This is a genomic window from Paenibacillus sp. FSL R7-277 (genome assembly GCF_000517965.1).
GTDB classification, from domain to species: Bacteria; Bacillota; Bacilli; order Paenibacillales; family Paenibacillaceae; genus Paenibacillus_AQ; species Paenibacillus_AQ silagei.
In genome coordinates this window covers 1-269 of record NZ_ASPX01000050.1, presented here as the reverse complement: position 1 = coordinate 269, position 269 = coordinate 1, and the positions used below count along the sequence as shown (strand labels likewise).

The 269-nt window shown below is 52.8% G+C and carries 1 rRNA gene; it reads left to right on the top strand.

Features of this window, described 5'->3' with window-relative positions:
• A 16S ribosomal RNA gene (locus C173_RS16175) occupies positions 1-269 on the top strand; the annotation flags it as partial.

Sequence of the window (269 nt, the reverse complement as noted above, 5' to 3'; positions counted from 1 at the left end):
TTGGAGAGTTTGATCCTGGCTCAGGACGAACGCTGGCGGCATGCCTAATACATGCAAGTCGAGCGGAGTTTGAGAGGAAGCTTGCTTCCTTTCAAACTTAGCGGCGGACGGGTGAGTAACACGTAGGCAACCTGCCCTCAAGCCTGGGATAACTACCGGAAACGGTAGCTAATACCGGATAATTTCTTTTTTCTCCTGAGAGAAGAATGAAAGGCGGAGCAATCTGCTGCTTGGGGATGGGCCTGCGGCGCATTAGCTAGTTGGTGGGG